We start from the raw sequence: 15,894 nt of genomic DNA, 5'->3' as shown, positions 1-15,894 counted from the left end.
CTTCAGGCAAAGGCATTCCGCCGGCAAATAATTCCATTTGCCGTTAACGCCTTCACGAAAATAAATGTGTGCGAGAACCCAGTGATGCCGAAAGGCATTAACTGTGTTCGCTGTTTTATTTAGCTTGGATGCGCTTGGCCGAAATTAAAAATGAATTGCGTGTCCTTCCCGGTTAGCGAGAAAGAGATATTATCACCGGCGTGCGGAGAATAAATAAAACGCAATGACACTCTTATCAACGGCGTAAGAGCGAGGGGGAGGGTTATCTGTAGTTGAAGAATGCGAAACTAAAGCAGCTGCGATGAGCCATCATCATAATATGGGTTGTGCGCCTGATGTGCGCCATTTTTCGGTTATTGTTTTCCATTTTCTAATCCACCTTGCTGAGTGAAAAGATGGCGCTATTTTAACGCAAGGTGGGCTAAAAATCGTGATTAAAGTCACATAAATGCCGGTGTTTATAAATAACTATTCACCTGTTATGCAATGAATTGCATAAGTATCATCCGGGTCCAGAGGTTGGCATGTAAATGAATTGCTAATGCTCGCGGCCCTTAAGCGCTTAATTTCAATGGCGCTCGGAAAGGAATAAAAAAAGCGGTCAAATAACCGGCTACATGACGATCAAATAAATCCGCCTTGTGTTTTTTATGTTATCAATCTGCTTTATGCAAAAATAAATAAAAATTCATTATTGTTGTGTTTATATTCATGTGTGATTTTTGATGATTATCGTTATTTGTGACTCGCCTCAACAACGCAGGGTAAGATGAAGTGAGTGAACCGGGAGGCGAGTAACCTTGAATACCTCAGAACAACGGCAACAGATTGCGGATTTCATCGGCAAGCAACATGTCTTAACGCTGTGCGCTGGCGACGGCCTCGACATGTGGTGCGCCAACTGTTTTTACGTGTTCGACGCCGCGACGATGGCGCTGTGGCTGATGACCGAACCGCACACCCGCCACGGCGGGCTGATGCTGAACAACGGCCGGGTGGTCGGCACCATCGCGCCGAAACCGAAAAGCATCGCGCTGATCCGCGGCGTGCAATACCGCGCCGAGGCGGTGCTGCTGAGCGGTGAAGAAGCCGAGGCGGCGCGCGCGCGTTACTGCAAGCGCTTCCCGATCGCCAGGGCGATGAAGGCCTCGGTATGGCGGCTGGATCTGCACGAGGTGAAGATGACCGACAACACCCTCGGCTTCGGCAAGAAGCTGCACTGGGCGCGGTCTATACTTTAAGTCGACCTATTGATTACAACGGGAGATTGCATGGCGCGAGCACTGTTAGTCGGCGCAACCGGGCTGGTGGGGCGCGAGTTGCTGCAGCTGTTGCAAAGCGATCCGCAGATAACGGCCATCGTGGCGCCGACGCGTGCGCCGCTGCCGCCGCACGGCAAGCTGACCAACCCGGTCGGCGATGCGCTGTTCGAGCTGCTGAGCGGCCTGCAGCAGCCGGTCGATCTGGTGTTCTGCTGCCTGGGCACCACCCGCCAGGCGGCGGGCAGCGCCGATGCCTTCCGCTACGTCGATTACCAACTGGTGGTGGAGAGCGCGCTGACCGGCCGCCGGTTGGGGGCACAGCACTGTCTGGTGGTGAGTGCGTTGGGCGCCAACGCGGATTCCACCTTCCTGTATAACCGCACCAAAGGCGAAATGGAGCAAGCGCTGCGCGAACAGCGCTGGCCGCGCCTGACGCTGGTGCGGCCTTCCATGCTGGTAGGGGAGCGCCCTGCGCCGCGCCTGATGGAGCGCCTCACGCTGCCGCTGTTCAGGCTGCTGCCCGGCAAATGGCGCGCCGTCTCCGCCAAAGACGTGGCGCAAACGCTGCTGCAGCAGGCGTTCACGCCGGGCGAAGGGGTCAGGGTGCTGGAGTCGGATCGGCTGCACTGCTACCGAGGCTGACGCTGAGGTGATCGAACGCCAGCTCCAGCCCGGCGGGCAGTTCGTTGTCCAGCAGCCACAGATCGAGATGATGGCTGATGTGCGTCAGCAGCGTGCGTTTGGGCTGCAGCAACCGCTGCGTCTCCTGCGCGCGGGTCAGATCGTTGTGGTTGCGCGGCGCCTGCGGCTGAGGCGGCAGGCTGCAATCGAGCACCAGCAGATCCAGCGCCACGTTTTGCAGATAGTCGGCGGTAGCCGGCGGCAGGCCGACGGTGTCGGTCAGGTAGGCCAGCGCAGCGCCCGCCGCCTGGATCAGATAACCGTGGGTCAGTTTGGAGTGTTGCAGCGGCAGCGGGGTGATGCGCATGCCGCCCAACTCGACGGTGGCAAAGGGCACCAGCGGCGGCTGAAACGCCAGAATGCCGGGGTGTTTGAACAGGTCGTCGCAGCCCTGTTCATCCGGCGGGCCATACACCGGAATGGAATTTCCGCACCCCCAACGCAAAGGAAATAACCCCTGAACGTGATCCATGTGGTAATGTGTCAGTAAAAAACGTTGAATTTGCCCCGCCGAAAATCGCCGCTCCAAAGCCGGCAATCCCGCATCCAATAAGGTCGTTTCTCCCTGATAGTTAAGCATGGCGCTGCACGCTCGCCGCCGAAATGCCGGCTCGCGCCGCGCCCGTTGGCAGATCGGGCAGTCGCAGCCGAACACCGGCACCTGCTGCGCGCCGCCGGTGCCGAGAAAGGTCAGTTGCATCGCTCCCCTCCGTTAAAGGTACTTCTGCGCAAAGCGGTTGATGTCGCGAAAATCCGCCAGCCGCGCCTGCAGCGTGGCGTGATCCCAGTGCCACCACTGGCTGCGTTCGATACGCTCGATCAGCGCATCGTCAAAGCGCATGCCGATCTTTTTGGCCGCCACGCCGGCGACGATGCTGTAGGGCTCCACGTCCTTGGTGACCACCGCCGCGCTGCCGATCACCGCGCCGTTGCCGACGCTGACGCCCGGCATCAGAATGGCGTTATGGCCGATCCACACATCGTGGCCGACGGTAACGTGGTGCTCGCGCCGCCAGTCGAAGAACGCCGCGTCGTCTTCCCCCAGCCCGTATTCGGAAGCGCGGTAGGTGAAGTGATGCTGCGCGATGCGCTGGTAGGTCGGGTGGTTGCCGGGATTGATGCGCGCATAGGAGGCGATGGAGACGAACTTGCCGATGGTGGCGTAAAAAATCTGGTTGTGCCCGGCGGTGTAGGAGTAGTCCCCCATATCCACCTCTTCCAGGATCGCATCGTCGGCCAGGTGTACATACTGGCCAAGCCGGGTGCGGTTAAGGGTCACGTTGTCGCCGATTTTCGGCTGGGCAAAGTCGTTCATGGCGTCGCATCCTGAGCTTGTCGGGTAGGGGGGGGGCAGCAGCGCCAGCAGCGCCGCGAGGGTGTCGTCGAGTGGGCCGTCGTTGTGCAGCACCCGGCAGCCGGCGGGCAGACTCTGCTGATATTCCGCCGCCCGCGCCAGCCGCTGCTCGATCTGTTCGGCGCTTTCTCGTCCGCGATCCTGCAGGCGCCGGCGCAGGATCGCGGCGTTGACCTGCAGGCACACCGGCAGCAGCTGTGCACCATAGCGCTGCTGCGCCTGCGGCAGGTGGGCACGTGAACCGTTGACCGCCACGTCGATCCCCTGCAGCAGCCAAAGATCCACTTCGATCCCGAACGCGTAGTGCTGTTGGTGGGCCTGCCAGTCGAGCGCGAACAGCCCCTTGGCGCGGCGGCGCAGAAATTCCGGTTCGCTCAGCGCGATATGATTCTCGCAGCCGGCGTCCGCCGGCCGGGTGATGTAACGGTGCGCCACCAGCGGCGCGTGGTCGGCGTCGGCCCGCAGCGCGGCCAGCAGGCTGTCCTTGCCTGCGCCGGAAGGCCCCATCAGGTAGATGAGCCGCGCCATCAGAACACCTGCCTGCCCTGGCGCCACACGTTCTGCACGTAAACGTGCTCGCCGTGCGGCCGCGCCAGCACCAGATCCGCCCGCAATCCTTCGGCGAGGGTGCCGCGATCCTGCAGATCCAGCGCCCGCGCCGGGTTGCGGGTGATCATGCGCACCGCCTGGGGCAGATCGTAGGCGTTGCGTTCGTCCGCCGCGAGGCGAAACGCCGCATCCAGCAGGCTGGCCGGGTAATAATCGGAAGAGAGAATGTCCAACACCCCCAGCGCCGCCAGGTGGTGCGCCGCCACGTTGCCGGAGTGGGAACCGCCGCGCACGATGTTCGGCGCGCCCATCAGCACCTGCAGGCCCTGCTGGTGCGAGGCGCGGGCGGCCGCCTCGGTGGTGGGGAACTCGGCAATGGCGCTGCCCAGCGCGCAGGATTCGGCCACGTGCGCGGCGGTGGCGTCGTCATGGCTGGCCAGCGAGATGCGGCGCGCGCGACAGTGGGCGGCGATCGCCTCGCGGTTCGGCGCGGCCCAGCGGGCGGACAGGGCGACCTGCTGCTCCTCGTACTCGCTCATCTGCTGGTCGTTGAGGTGGTATTTGCCCTGATAATATTCGCGGTATTTTTCGCGCGAGGCGAACTGGCGCTGGCCCGGCGAATGGTCCATCAGCGACACCAGCGACACGCCCGGCTTGTCCATCAGCTGTTCGAACAGCGGCAGGGTGCTCTCGTGCGGCAGCTCGCAGCGCAGATGCAGCCGGTGCTCGGCGCGGTTCACCCCGGCGCGCTGGCTGTGGATCACCGCGTCGATCATCTTCTGCAGGTTTTCCAGCCGGTGGCCGCCGTCGCGCACGTCGCCGATCGCCACCGCGTCCAGCACCGTGGTGATGCCGTTGGCCACCATCAGCGCATCGTGGCTGCTCATCGCCGAATGGGCCGGCCAGTCGACGTTCGGGCGCGGGGTGAAGAACTTGTCCAGGTTGTCGGTATGCAGCTCGATCAGCCCCGGCAGCAGCCAGCCGCCGTCGCCGTCCAGCGCCTGCGGCAGCCGGCTCGGGCCGTCGGCGAAGCTGCGGATCACGCCGTCCTGCATCTCCAGCGAGCCTTGCACCACCTGGTCATCCAGCACCAGCTTAACGTTATTGACGATCATCAGAGGGCCTCCAGCGCCTGCGGCGCCTGCATGTCATAAAGCCGGTCGGCGACCTGTTGGCGAACGCCTTCATCGTGGAAAATGCCGACGATCGCCGCGCCGCGCGCCTTGGCGCGTTCGATAAGCTGCACCACCGCCGCGCTGTTGCGGCTGTCGAGCGAGGCGGTCGGTTCGTCCAGCAACAGAATGGGGTAATCGACGATAAAGCCGCGCGCGATGTTCACCCGCTGCTGCTCGCCGCCGGAGAAGGTGGACGGCGCCAGCGGCCACAGGCGCTGCGGCACGTTGAGCGTTGCGAGCAGCGCTTCGGCGCGGTCGCGGCACTCGGCGCGCTCGACGCCCTGTTCCAGCAGCGGCTGCATCACCACCTCCAGCGCGCTGATGCGTGGGATCACCCGCAGGAACTGGCTGACCCAGCCCAGCGTATGGCGGCGCACCGCCAGAATCTGGCGCGCATCGGCGCTGACCATGTCCAGCCAGTCGCCCTGGTGGTGGATCCAGATATGGCCGCTGTCCGGCAGGTAGTTGGCGTACAGCGAGCGCAGCAGGGTGGATTTGCCGCTGCCGGAGTGGCCATGCAGCACCACGCATTCGCCGCCGTGGACCGTCAGGTTGGCGTCGTGCAGCACCGGTAGGCGGGTGCCGTACTGCTGATGCAGCACAAAGGTTTTACTGAGATGTTCAACTCGGATTTGCATAGTCATCTGTTATCGCCTTGGGTTACGACAGCACCGAAGAAACCAGCAGCTGGGTGTAAGGATGGTGCGGATCGTCGAGCACCCGATCGGTCAGGCCGCTCTCCACCACTTCGCCCTGTTTCATCACCAGCAGGCGGTGGGCCAGCAGCCGCGCCACGCCGAGATCGTGGGTGACGATCACCGCCGCCAGCTGCATTTCCACCACCAGATTGCGCAGCAGATCGAGCAGGCGCGCCTGCACCGATACGTCCAGCCCGCCGGTCGGCTCGTCCATAAACACCAGCTTGGGGTGGGTGACCAGATTGCGGGCGATCTGCAGCCGCTGCTGCATGCCGCCGGAGAAGGTGGTCGGCAGATCGTCGAGGCGCGACAGCGGGATTTCGACGTCTTCCAGCCATTGGCCAGCCTGGCGGCGAATGTCGCCATAGTGGCGCTGGCCGATGGCCATCAGCCGCTCGCCGATGTTGCCGCCGGCGGAGACCTGCGGCCGCAGCCCGTCGAGCGGGTGCTGGTGCACCACGCCCCAGTCGGTGCGCAGCAGGCGGCGGCGATCGCTCTCCGCCATGGCGTACAGATCCTGTTCCCGGTCCGCCTGCGGGCGGTAAAGGATCTGCCCGCGCTGCGGCGCCAGCCGCGCGGAGATCGACTTCAGCAGCGTGGTTTTGCCGGAGCCGGATTCGCCGACGATGCCCAGCACTTCACCGGGGTAGATGTCGAACGACACGTCGCTGAAGCCCTTGCCGGGGGCGTACAGGTGGGTGAGCCGGTTCACCGACAGCAGCGGGGTGGTGCTCAAAGGGGTGGAAGTCATCAGTGCTGCGCCTCTTGCGAAGATTGCGCCAGCTGCTGCCGGCAGTAGTCGGTGTCCGAACAGACGAACATGCGGTTGCCTTGATCGTCGAGCACCACCTCGTCCAGGTAGCTGTGGCGCGAGCCGCACAGCGCGCAGGGTTCGTCCCACTGCTGCACGCTGAACGGATGGTCGTCGAAGTCCAGGCTTTCCACCTTGGTGAACGGCGGCAGGGCGTAGATGCGTTTCTCGCGCCCGGCGCCGAACAGCTGCAGCGCCGGCATCATGTGCATTTTCGGGTTGTCGAATTTCGGGATCGGCGACGGATCCATCACGTAGCGATCGTTGACCTTCACCGGGTAGGCGTAGGTGGTGGCGATATGGCCGTAGCGCGCGATGTCTTCATACAGCTTCACCTGCATCACGCCGTACTCCTCCAGCGCGTGCATCTTGCGGGTCTCGGTTTCGCGCGGTTCGATAAAGCGCAGCGGCTCCGGGATCGGCACCTGATAGATCAGGATCTGGTCTTCGCGCAGCGCGGTTTCCGGAATGCGGTGACGGGTTTGGATCAGCGTGGCCTCCGGCGTGCGTTCGGTGGTTTCCACCCCGGCGACGCGCTGGAAGAAGCGGCGGATCGACACCGCGTTGGTGGTGTCGTCGGCGCCCTGGTCGATCACCTTCAGCACGTCGGCGCGGCCGATAACGCTGGCGGTGAGCTGGATGCCGCCGGTGCCCCAGCCGTAGGGCATCGGCATCTCGCGGCCGCCGAACGGCACCTGATAGCCGGGGATCGCCACCGCTTTGAGGATGGCGCGGCGGATCATGCGCTTGGTCTGTTCGTCCAGATAACCGAGGTTATAGCCGGTCAATACTTCACTCATCGCGGGCCTCCTGACGCTCGCTGTATTCCTGCCGCAGCCGCTTGAGCAGTTCCAATTCGGCCTGGAAGTCGACGTAGTGCGGCAGCTTGAGATGGGAGACGAAGCCGGCGGCCTCGACGTTGTCGGCGTGGGCCAGCACGAACTCTTCGTCCTGCGCCGGGCCGGCGACGCCTTCGCCGTAGTCGGGGCTTTGCAATGCGCGATCCACCAACGCCATTGCCATCGCCTTGCGTTCGGCGCGGCCGAACACCAGCCCGTAGCCGCGGGTGAAGTGCGGCGGATGGTCCTTTGGATCGACGAAGCCGTTGACCATTTCGCACTCGGTCAGCAGGATTTCGCCGATATCGATGGCGAAACCGAGCTCTTCAGGCACGATCTCCACCGAAACGTGGCCGGTGCGGATCTCGCCGGCGAACGGGTGGTTGCGGCCGTAGCCGCGCTGGGTGGCGTAGCCGAGCGCCAGCAGAAAACCTTCGTCGCCGCGCACCAGCTGCTGCAGGCGCGCCGAGCGCGAGCATGGGTAGACCGGCGGGTTGCGGGTGATGTCGTCCGGCGCGCTGCCGTCGTCCTGTTCCTCCCGCGCCAGCTGCTGGCGACACAATAGATCGAACACGTGGCTGCAGTTGTCCGGCAGCGGTTCGTCGGCCTGCGGCGCGCGCGGCGCCTCGCTTTCCGCCAGCAGCGCGAAGTCCAGCAGCCGGTGGGTGTAGTCGTAGGTCGGCCCCAGCACCTGCCCGCCGGGCAAGTCCTTGTAAACCGCCGAGATGCGCCGCTCCAGCCGCATGTTTTCGCTGGCCAGCGGCTCGCTGACCGCCAGGCGCGGCAGGGTGGTGCGGTAGGCGCGCAGCAGGAAGATCGCCTCCACCAAATCGCCGCTGGCCTGTTTGATGGCCAGCGCCGCCAGCTCGCGATCGTAGATGCCGCCTTCGGTCATCACCCGATCCACCGCCAGCCCCAGCTGCTGTTCGATGTGTTCCGCGCCGATCGCCGGCAGCGCGTCGTCGCCGCGCCGCAGCTGTTCCTGCAGCTGATGGGCGGCCTCAATGGCTTTTTCGCCCCCTTTTACCGCTACGTACATCAGCACACCTCCACGCGGGTGGTCCGCGGGATCGCCAGCAGGCGATCGCCGCAGGTCAGCAAAATATCCAGCCCCAGCGGGAAGCGCTGCGGGCGGTTGACCAGATAATCCAACAGCGCCGGCGGCAGACGCGGCGCAATCAGGCGTTGGCTCTCGATGCCTGGGCCGGTCAGGCGCAGCGCGGCGCCGTTCTCCAGCTCAGCAAGCTGCACCACCACCGTGGCGCCGCATTCCGGCGAGATTTCCGTGCCGTGCGGCAACGCCTGCAGATCGGCGGCCTGCAGCTGCTCATCGAACAGGGCAAAACAGACCTCCTGCGCCGTGGCGGCCAGCGGCGCACCGCTGTGAAAACGAATGTTTGTTAGCACTTGCTCACTTTTGAGCGCAGCGCACAGCTGCAGAGGCGTTTCCTGATCGGCCAACGTCAGCAGCGCGGCGGTGCTGGCGGCGTTCAGCGGCGCCCAGGCCGGGCTGGCCGGCAGCGTCACCCGGTGGCCCGGTTCACTCAAGGCTTTAAGAATCAAACGGAAAGCGTGCTGCGATTGGTCTATCGGTTGTTCAAAACCGGTCAATAAACTCATGGCTTAATCCCCTCGCACCAGCGTAAAGAAGTCCACCCGGCTGGCGGCGATCGCCCGGGCGCGCAGCTGGCGCTGCTCGTGCTGCAGCGCGGCCAGCGGTGCGATCAGCTGTTGTTGCAGGCGTTCGCCGTGTTCCGGCTGTTGCAGCAGCGCATCGGCCAGCGCGCACAGCTCGGCGTGCGCCTTGTCGCGTCCGGCGATATAGCTGTAGCCATAGCCGCCGTTGTCCAGCTGCACCACCGCGCGGGTGACCGTCATGTCCCCCAGCACGAAGCGGCGGCCGGTGGCGCCCATGCGCCCCTGCAGCTGGGCCAGGCCGATCTCCGGCGCGCGGATGCTGCGGTAACCCGGGCTGAGGTTCAGCGCCTGCCAGTGGCTGCGCAGCTGCTCGGGCCGGCTGTGCGCCAGCACCGACATCCAGCGTTGTCTCGACTCTAAGGCTTGCATTCAGTGCTCCATCGTCAGTTCAATCATGTCGGCACGGGCCAGGCTGACGGAGTATTCCGCCACGTCTTCGCCGCCGCTGCGGACGTTAAGGGTGCGCACGCACAGCAGCGGCGCGTGGGTGGCGATCTCCAGCAGCCGGCTCTCTTTGGCCTGCGCGCGGCGCGCGCTGATGCGCGTCTGGCGGCGGGTCAGCGGCTGCTGGAGGTGCTGTTCGATAAACTGGTGCAGCGAACCGCTGTGGAACTGCTGCAGCGCCGGCCACCAGTCCAGATCGGGCAGATAATGGTCGATCACGCTCATCGGCACGCCGTTGACCCGGCGCAGGGTGCGCAGATGGATCACCATTTCGCCTTCTTCACGCGAGAGTGCGCTGGCAACATGCCCATTGCACGGGCGCAAGACAGCGAGTAAGCGCTCACTGGTGGGATGGCTGCCCTGCTCGAACAGGTTCTGGCTGAAGCGGGTATTGGCGTGCAGCGGGTAGTCGTAAGGCCGCATCAGCACCAGAATGCCAACGCCGTGGCGACGCTGCAGCCAGCCGCGTTCCACCAGCTGATCCACCGCGCGGCGCAGGGTGTGGCGATTGACCTGATAACGCTCGGCCAGCTGCTGTTCCGAAGGCAGGTAGTCGCCGCAGCGGTATTGCGTGCGCAGCTCCTGTTCCAGCTGTGCGGCGATCTGCTGATAGCGCGTGGGGTAAGTGGTCGGATGTCTAGATAACTCCATCATAATAAAAACCTCGTCATACCGATGGCTGTGCGATGAAGGCGGAAGCGGTGCGTTTCATCGTGCGTCTACCCTGTGGTTTTCAAGTTGGCATCATGGTGCCGGGCGCAGATGACAATCGCGTTACGCGTCGGTGGCGAACAGATGAACTATTTAGGACAGCCCGGGCGTGCACGGGCGGCGACGGCGCGCTATGCTGGCGCCTCTGTTGACTGACTCTGGCCGCTACCATGCCGCAACCTCTGAACGCCCCTGAACCCGCCCCACGCGCCTGGCCGCTGTGGAAACCGATCCTGTTTCTGCTGGTGGTGGCCATCGGCCTCTACTACGTCAAATGGCAGCCTTACTACGGCAAGGCGTTCGTGGCGGCGGACAGCCACTCGATCGGCAAGTCGATCCTGGCCGACGGCGCCGCGAGCCCCTGGCTGGCGGCCTGGCAGTACGCGCTGGTCTACTTCACCGCAGTATGGAAGGCGGCGCTGCTCGGGGTGCTGCTAGGTTCGCTGGTGCAGGTGCTGATCCCGCGCGACTGGCTGGCGCGCACGCTCGGCCACCGGCGTTTTTCCGGCACCGTGCTGGGGGCGCTGATCGCGCTGCCGGGCATGATGTGCACCTGCTGCGCCGCGCCGGTTGCCGCCGGCATGCGCCGCCAGTCGGTGTCCAGCGGCGCCGCGCTGGCCTTTTGGCTCGCCAACCCGGTATTGAACCCGGCGACGCTGGTGTTCATGGGGTTTGTGCTCGGTTGGCCGTTCGCCGCCATCCGCCTGGTGGCGGGCGTGGTGATGGTGCTGGGCATCGCCTGGCTGGTGCAGCGCATGACCGCCAACGATCCGCTGCCCGCCGCGCCGCAGCCTTTGGTGCTGACGGCGCAGAGCGAGGAACAGCCGTTCCTCGCCCGCTGGGGCAAAGCGCTGTGGGCGCTGTTTTGGTCGACCATCCCGATCTACGTGCTGGCGGTGCTGGCGCTGGGCGCGGCGCGGGTCTGGCTGTTCCCGCACGCCGACGGCGCCGTCGACAATAGCCTGCTGTGGATCATCGGCCTGGCGATCGTCGGCTGCCTGTTCGTTATCCCCACCGCGGCGGAAATCCCGATCGTACAGACCATGATGCTGGCGGGCATGGGCGCAGGCCCGGCGCTGGCGCTGCTGATGACCCTACCGGCGGTCAGCCTGCCTTCGCTGTTGATGCTCAACAAGGCCTTCTCCGCCCGGGCTCTGTGCCTGACGGCGGCGCTGGTGGCGCTGTGCGGCGTACTGACCGGCGTGGTGGGGATGGGGTTGGTGTAACTTACCGTTGCTGATGAGTGGTTCGATGCTGTCTCAAGGGAGGAGATGGCGCCTTTGAACGTTTAAGCACCGGCACAGCGATTTATCTAAGCCATTCGGAGGCAGGAAAACGAATGGCTTTATTCAAAGCGAAGCTCCGGGGGCGCTATCGACGAGGGTGTTGAGCTGCGCTAGCTCACAGCTGGACTTACAGTGTCTAGGGGCGCTGTTGGTCGGCTTTGAGCGAGGAACGGAAGTTCGTTTTCAGGTAACATAATCCCTATGCAAGAGGATTTCTAAAAGAGAATGGGGCGTCTAAGCGGGATACTTACAACGATTCTTGCCGTATTCACAGTAAGGACTCTGTTTGGCGTATTTTTATTCAAATAGCAAACACCAATGAAAGGCATTTTCATGAACAATATTCCCTCTATGCCGCAGTTAGGGATTTATGTATCAAAAATAGATCCCACCCTTCGCATCACTGTAACCGACGTTGATATTGTTGATGACTCTCCTGATGATGAATTGTTTTATCTAGTCCGTTGGATCGAGGGAGAAGATGAAAGTGATATGTCTGCGATGGAATTTGAGCTAGACCCAGTAGAGTGGCAGGCTTTCGTTGAGTCTGAGCAATTAGTGTTTGAGCGCGATCCATACATGGATTCAGCCCCCGAAAATTCAAACGTTGCGAAAATTCGGGATTTACTCATGAAGACTAAACAGAATGATCGTTCGTAAGCACCCATTAGAAAAGTGGCTTAGCGAGTGTTACCTATTTAGGGCAAACGGCAAACGAATTTGCAAGCAATTTGCCACCATAGGTGAAGCACTTTCACATGAACGCTGTATAATGAATAGCGCGTCCGACCTGCAGTCTAATACCCTCCTTCTACGGAGTTTGTGCTTTATGAACCTCAATCTTAACTCAGGAGTAAGATAGTGGACACTTTGTCTATTAGATAGTTTCCTCATGAGTGATGAAGTTAATCCGCATTACTTTGAACCAGCCAAGATTGTGAATCTGATTAAAAGATTGTAGCTTCGTTCAAACCCCGCCCTTGCGGGGTATTTGCATCATGCGTCAATAACAGCTATTTGATCTGCGTCCCGTTGATCCGCGCAATATCCTATTAGATAATGCCGCTTTTGGCACGGAGCGGATACGCTTGTGACAGAGGGACTGCTCAGAGTGATCAACAGGTATTGCTAACTGCATTCTGTGTGGAACAACGAGAAGCAGGTCAGACCATTATCGACTACTAAGATCCAAGGAGAGCTTGTGCAATTCAGTGACATAATAAAAATGGTGCAAGACATTTGGTCATTTTCCTGGCCCCCTTTGGTAATTTGTGGCCTTGCATATTTTATGGCTCGTTTCTTTCACCCTGCCGGTACCACCAGTTCGTTACAGAAAATTTTATCAGGAATGAAAAAATACGGAGATAAGCTTGAAAGTACTCGCACGATCCTTGAACCATATGGCCTAACGAAGTTAGTGCCTACTATTTCAATTATTATGCTCGTTAGTGGCATGTTTCTTCTAAACGGGCCGATTACTAGCCTTGTCAGCAACATTCCTCCATATGTTTCTTATAACCCCGCTTTACTTGCCACTAAGGCAATGTCAGAAGCTCAGCAACTCGCGCTAATTCGAAAGTACCCAATGGCACAAAGTGTTGTCGAGGCATACTACCTCGCGCTCAGAAGTGCTGAATTGGAATCGAAAATAAAACCAGACTACGAAGGATTAAGTCTATGGAACCAAGCGCAAGACCTTCTCAAGTTCGCACTGGTTTTTGCCACTATCATGCTTATCGTTAGTCTCAAGGCGAAGCTTCCCCTTGGTAAACAAATTACAAAATATTTATTGGTTTTAGTTGTGCTTATGTTCCTATGGACAATTTCCTTAGCTGGTCTTCTCTTTCAACAAGAACGAGTCATTAATGAGGAATCAGATATGGTGGTTATTCCTTTAATAAAGGATGCAAGTCCCTTACTTACATTGCCTATTACAGAAAAAGAAATGGATGAATTAAACCAAGTATCTCATGAGATGAGCCAGAATTGGTGGCAGGTCTATGTTATAGATGAGTATCGCTGGGAGTGGGTGAAAAAGACATTCTATCCTAATAGTGAACCTAAATGGCATTGACCTGCTCCCCGCTGATCCACACAAATTTTATTAGCTACTTCCGCTTCTGGCACTAAGTGGCTAGGCATGAAGGTCTTCTATGAGCGAGGATGGAAGTTGCCTCTGATTATCAATAGCCAAGATCCAGAGTATTAAATTAACAAAATGGTCACAAAAACAACAACTACTTAGTTGCTGATTAAATCGGGTAGAGGTATAACATAACAAGTATGATCTCTAATAACTTTCTAAAATTTTTGGAGTGACATGAAAACAACCCTTCCCTTTTGGTCAGTTGATGCATTTTTGTACTGGGTCACGCCTCGCAGATATACAGCTGAATGGTCTTCAGAGCTCATGTCACGCGTTTCTGGTTTTTTAGATGCATACATAATGTTTGACACTGTCATTATTCCAGAAAGATATAAAGAGGAAGGTATATTAAAAAAACTTGATCCCAACCAATCTATATTTGAATATGTTAAATCAAATGATCTCATAAACTCCGATGATCTGTGCAATGGACTGACAATAGATTTATCACTTAATATTCCTGACATAAACTCTTTAAAAAAAGATGATTACTTATGGTTTTCTCAACATACTGGATATTGCAGTCCAGAAGATTTTGATGAAATGGTAAGTGAAAATTTCATGTCATTTTCATTGTTAAGGCTGTGGCAGTTGTCTTTAATTAATGAAATTACTGAACTTACAGAGTGTTGTGCGATCCTCCCATTGTCACTTCGTGACATAGATCTATTTCAAAGAAAAGAACTACCTTTTCACTTAAATAAAATTAACGAACTGAATGTCCATTATCAATCGATGATAAAAACTGTGTCAGTAGCTGTCGGTGAACAGTTTAATGATTACCTAGAAAATATTCCGCCATTTCTATCATTAGTCATCGATCAATCATTAAGCCAAGAACATTCAATCGAGGTCATTGCCAAAATTAGAGAGGATTATAAGGAATTACGATCTAGCGGATCGTTATACAGCTCAGAGATAATTCTCAGCAAGGGACTTAGGAATAAGAAGGAAATAATTGACGAGTGGAATGAATCATGGGATAAATTGCTTAAGAGTAGTTTTAAAAAACCTTCTTTGTTCAAACGAAAGCTTTCTTTAGGTGATATTTCAAAGGCTGTAGTCACGCCACAAAAAGCAGGACTTTCAAGTATAATCCAGCTTTTTCTAGAGCATATTGAAGAATACTCTTCCTATAAACGGTTTAGGATATACTGTGATTTATATACTGAACTGGATAGCATTACGTTTTCAAAAAATAAATTAGAAAAAACATTCTCTGTCAACCTAAAAAACAAGTTATCAATCTAATTTGTTAATCCTAGCGTTTTTGGAGAATCAGCTACGACTAACTTACAGCTAGTTATCAGCCGATAGCCCTTCAACTTTTAATATTGTTTAAAATAATTGTTTAATGTATCTATCGAAACTACTATCTAAGGACAATTATACCCCCTGCATATGGCACTTTAAATTTATTTAGGGCATATGGTTACTGATTGCAAATATCGAGCCCTAAGTTAATTTAAGGCAAAATCAGCTTGGATTTTTTCTAAAATTAAAGTTCATATAAAGCCTAAAAAAGCGGACTTTTATCATATAGAAAAACATCACCAATGTCCGCTCCTGGCACAAAGCCGCCTATCAGATCAGGTTTAGTTCTGTGCCGTAGCCGTAGCCGTAGCCGTAGCCGCAGCTGTGCCAGGCCTACTTTGGATTAACACGTGTCGAGACACGTATACCGCTAGCTCAGCGCAACCTATGCACCACCTGGTTGCTACTGCCGCGCCAAATCAGCGCCGGGTCTTTCAAATCCTGCACGAACTTGCCGTCGATCAGCACGTTGATTCTGTCTACTACCTGCATTTGCTGCGCGTCCAGCTCCGCCAGCCGGTAGCCGGTCCACAGCCAGATATCCTTGCCGGAGCACTCGGCGCGCACCCGTTTCACCAACTGCAGGATGCTCGGCACGTTGGCCGGGTGCAGCGGATCGCCGCCGGAGAGCGACAGCCCCTGGCGCGGCACGCGCGCATCGTTCAGATCGGCGATGATGCGGTCTTCCAACGCCGGGGTAAACGGCTGGCCGGAGTTGAGCCGCCAGGTGCTTTTGTTGTAGCAGCCGGGGCACTGGTGCACGCAGCCGGCGACAAACAGCGTGCAGCGGGTGCCGGGGCCGTTGACGACGTCGATTGGATAGTACTGGTGATAATTCATGTGAGGCCTGCCCATCAGGCTATTTTACTGGCCATTTTGCCTCCGGGCAGTGCTGCCAATCCTCACGTACTGCGTGTACGCTGCGG

General features: G+C 58.3%; 18 protein-coding genes and 1 pseudogene. 6 read left to right on the top strand and 13 right to left on the bottom strand.

Annotated elements, in window-relative coordinates; translation table 11 throughout:
• Positions 1-262: 262 nt before the first annotated feature.
• The gene (speFL, locus tag FOT55_RS03980; protein WP_004933443.1) at positions 263-367 is read right to left on the bottom strand and encodes a leader peptide SpeFL; all 105 of its coding nucleotides are present in this window, start codon (positions 365-367) and stop codon (positions 263-265) included.
• 433 nt (positions 368-800) lie between these two features.
• Between speFL and FOT55_RS03975 the strand changes: the two genes are divergently transcribed.
• On the top strand, positions 801-1,241 hold the full coding sequence (locus FOT55_RS03975; RefSeq protein WP_025305087.1) for a YhbP family protein: 441 nt from the start codon (positions 801-803) through the stop codon (positions 1,239-1,241).
• Positions 1,242-1,271: 30 nt separating this feature from the next.
• Positions 1,272-1,904, top strand: coding sequence for an NAD(P)H-binding protein (locus tag FOT55_RS03970; protein ID WP_147823150.1), 633 nt, complete (start codon positions 1,272-1,274; stop codon positions 1,902-1,904).
• Here FOT55_RS03970 and phnP read toward each other — a convergent pair.
• From phnP to phnF, 11 genes and pseudogenes are all read right to left on the bottom strand, one after another.
• Complete coding sequence (gene phnP / locus FOT55_RS03965) at positions 1,861-2,643, bottom strand: phosphonate metabolism protein PhnP (RefSeq protein WP_147823149.1); 783 nt, start codon at positions 2,641-2,643, stop codon at positions 1,861-1,863. The two genes, FOT55_RS03970 and phnP, sit on opposite strands and share 44 nt — an antisense overlap.
• A 12-nt stretch (positions 2,644-2,655) precedes the next feature.
• Positions 2,656-3,258 (bottom strand): DapH/DapD/GlmU-related protein, encoded by a 603-nt coding sequence (locus FOT55_RS03960; protein WP_147823170.1) that lies wholly within the window; start codon positions 3,256-3,258, stop codon positions 2,656-2,658.
• Between the two features lie 15 nt (positions 3,259-3,273).
• Positions 3,274-3,825 (bottom strand): annotated as a pseudogene (gene phnN / locus FOT55_RS03955) (ribose 1,5-bisphosphokinase); the annotation flags it as partial.
• Positions 3,825-4,961, bottom strand: coding sequence for an alpha-D-ribose 1-methylphosphonate 5-triphosphate diphosphatase (phnM, locus tag FOT55_RS03950; protein ID WP_015376433.1), 1,137 nt, complete (start codon positions 4,959-4,961; stop codon positions 3,825-3,827). The pseudogene phnN and the gene phnM, both read right to left, overlap by 1 nt.
• Positions 4,961-5,665: a phosphonate C-P lyase system protein PhnL gene (gene phnL / locus FOT55_RS03945; RefSeq protein WP_142590982.1), complete on the bottom strand. Its 705-nt coding sequence runs from the start codon at positions 5,663-5,665 to the stop codon at positions 4,961-4,963. The genes phnM and phnL overlap by 1 nt, the downstream gene beginning before the upstream one ends.
• 16 nt (positions 5,666-5,681) lie before the next feature.
• Positions 5,682-6,470, bottom strand: coding sequence for a phosphonate C-P lyase system protein PhnK (gene phnK, locus FOT55_RS03940; RefSeq protein ID WP_147823148.1), 789 nt, complete (start codon positions 6,468-6,470; stop codon positions 5,682-5,684).
• Positions 6,470-7,330 carry an alpha-D-ribose 1-methylphosphonate 5-phosphate C-P-lyase PhnJ gene (locus tag FOT55_RS03935; protein WP_019453317.1) on the bottom strand — a complete coding sequence of 287 codons (861 nt, stop codon included), beginning with the start codon at positions 7,328-7,330 and terminating at the stop codon, positions 6,470-6,472. The genes phnK and FOT55_RS03935 overlap by 1 nt, the downstream gene beginning before the upstream one ends.
• Complete coding sequence (locus FOT55_RS03930; protein ID WP_147823147.1) at positions 7,323-8,408, bottom strand: carbon-phosphorus lyase complex subunit; 1,086 nt, start codon at positions 8,406-8,408, stop codon at positions 7,323-7,325. The genes FOT55_RS03935 and FOT55_RS03930 overlap by 8 nt, the downstream gene beginning before the upstream one ends.
• Positions 8,408-8,989 carry a phosphonate C-P lyase system protein PhnH gene (phnH, locus tag FOT55_RS03925; RefSeq protein WP_147823146.1) on the bottom strand — a complete coding sequence of 194 codons (582 nt, stop codon included), beginning with the start codon at positions 8,987-8,989 and terminating at the stop codon, positions 8,408-8,410. Before phnH ends, FOT55_RS03930 begins: the two co-directional genes overlap by 1 nt.
• Positions 8,990-8,992: 3 nt before the next feature.
• Positions 8,993-9,436, bottom strand: coding sequence for a phosphonate C-P lyase system protein PhnG (phnG, locus tag FOT55_RS03920; RefSeq protein WP_019453314.1), 444 nt, complete (start codon positions 9,434-9,436; stop codon positions 8,993-8,995).
• The gene (gene phnF, locus FOT55_RS03915; protein WP_015376439.1) at positions 9,437-10,165 is read right to left on the bottom strand and encodes a phosphonate metabolism transcriptional regulator PhnF; all 729 of its coding nucleotides are present in this window, start codon (positions 10,163-10,165) and stop codon (positions 9,437-9,439) included.
• A 227-nt stretch (positions 10,166-10,392) separates the two neighbouring features.
• Here phnF and FOT55_RS03910 point away from each other — a divergent pair, with 227 nt between their 5' ends.
• The 4 genes from FOT55_RS03910 to FOT55_RS03890 all read left to right on the top strand — a co-directional run bounded on the left by FOT55_RS03910 (position 10,393) and on the right by FOT55_RS03890 (position 14,905).
• Positions 10,393-11,448: a permease gene (locus FOT55_RS03910; protein ID WP_147823145.1), complete on the top strand. Its 1,056-nt coding sequence runs from the start codon at positions 10,393-10,395 to the stop codon at positions 11,446-11,448.
• A 393-nt stretch (positions 11,449-11,841) separates the two neighbouring features.
• Complete coding sequence (locus tag FOT55_RS03905) at positions 11,842-12,168, top strand: hypothetical protein (protein ID WP_060434465.1); 327 nt, start codon at positions 11,842-11,844, stop codon at positions 12,166-12,168.
• Positions 12,169-12,709: 541 nt separating this feature from the next.
• Positions 12,710-13,582: a hypothetical protein gene (locus FOT55_RS03895; protein ID WP_060434024.1), complete on the top strand. Its 873-nt coding sequence runs from the start codon at positions 12,710-12,712 to the stop codon at positions 13,580-13,582.
• A gap of 246 nt (positions 13,583-13,828) precedes the next feature.
• Entirely contained in the window at positions 13,829-14,905 is a 1,077-nt protein-coding gene (locus tag FOT55_RS03890; protein WP_147823144.1) for a hypothetical protein, read from the top strand.
• 438 nt (positions 14,906-15,343) lie between these two features.
• Here FOT55_RS03890 and nrdG read toward each other — a convergent pair whose 3' ends face one another.
• Positions 15,344-15,808, bottom strand: a complete 465-nt coding sequence (gene nrdG, locus FOT55_RS03885) for an anaerobic ribonucleoside-triphosphate reductase-activating protein (RefSeq protein WP_147823143.1) — start codon at positions 15,806-15,808, stop codon at positions 15,344-15,346.
• Positions 15,809-15,894: the final 86 nt, after the last annotated feature.

This window comes from Serratia bockelmannii (genome assembly GCF_008011855.1).
Taxonomy (GTDB): domain Bacteria; phylum Pseudomonadota; class Gammaproteobacteria; order Enterobacterales; family Enterobacteriaceae; genus Serratia; species Serratia bockelmannii.
Note: the sequence above shows the minus strand (reverse complement) of the source record. Positions and strands in the feature narration are given on the sequence as shown.

Bases quoted from the DNA above. Each gene is read 5' to 3' on its own strand.
- speFL (WP_004933443.1), bottom strand. From the start codon at position 367: ATGGAAAACAATAACCGAAAAATGGCGCACATCAGGCGCACAACCCAT.
- FOT55_RS03970 (WP_147823150.1), top strand. From the start codon at position 1,272: ATGGCGCGAGCACTGTTAGTCGGCGCAACCGGGCTGGTGGGGCGCGAG.
- phnP (WP_147823149.1), bottom strand. From the start codon at position 2,643: ATGCAACTGACCTTTCTCGGCACCGGCGGCGCGCAGCAGGTGCCGGTG.
- FOT55_RS03960 (WP_147823170.1), bottom strand. From the start codon at position 3,258: ATGAACGACTTTGCCCAGCCGAAAATCGGCGACAACGTGACCCTTAAC.
- phnM (WP_015376433.1), bottom strand. From the start codon at position 4,961: ATGATCGTCAATAACGTTAAGCTGGTGCTGGATGACCAGGTGGTGCAA.
- phnL (WP_142590982.1), bottom strand. From the start codon at position 5,665: ATGACTATGCAAATCCGAGTTGAACATCTCAGTAAAACCTTTGTGCTG.
- phnK (WP_147823148.1), bottom strand. From the start codon at position 6,470: ATGACTTCCACCCCTTTGAGCACCACCCCGCTGCTGTCGGTGAACCGG.
- FOT55_RS03935 (WP_019453317.1), bottom strand. From the start codon at position 7,330: ATGAGTGAAGTATTGACCGGCTATAACCTCGGTTATCTGGACGAACAG.
- FOT55_RS03930 (WP_147823147.1), bottom strand. From the start codon at position 8,408: ATGTACGTAGCGGTAAAAGGGGGCGAAAAAGCCATTGAGGCCGCCCAT.
- phnH (WP_147823146.1), bottom strand. From the start codon at position 8,989: ATGAGTTTATTGACCGGTTTTGAACAACCGATAGACCAATCGCAGCAC.
- phnG (WP_019453314.1), bottom strand. From the start codon at position 9,436: ATGCAAGCCTTAGAGTCGAGACAACGCTGGATGTCGGTGCTGGCGCAC.
- phnF (WP_015376439.1), bottom strand. From the start codon at position 10,165: ATGATGGAGTTATCTAGACATCCGACCACTTACCCCACGCGCTATCAG.
- FOT55_RS03910 (WP_147823145.1), top strand. From the start codon at position 10,393: ATGCCGCAACCTCTGAACGCCCCTGAACCCGCCCCACGCGCCTGGCCG.
- FOT55_RS03905 (WP_060434465.1), top strand. From the start codon at position 11,842: ATGAACAATATTCCCTCTATGCCGCAGTTAGGGATTTATGTATCAAAA.
- FOT55_RS03890 (WP_147823144.1), top strand. From the start codon at position 13,829: ATGAAAACAACCCTTCCCTTTTGGTCAGTTGATGCATTTTTGTACTGG.
- nrdG (WP_147823143.1), bottom strand. From the start codon at position 15,808: ATGAATTATCACCAGTACTATCCAATCGACGTCGTCAACGGCCCCGGC.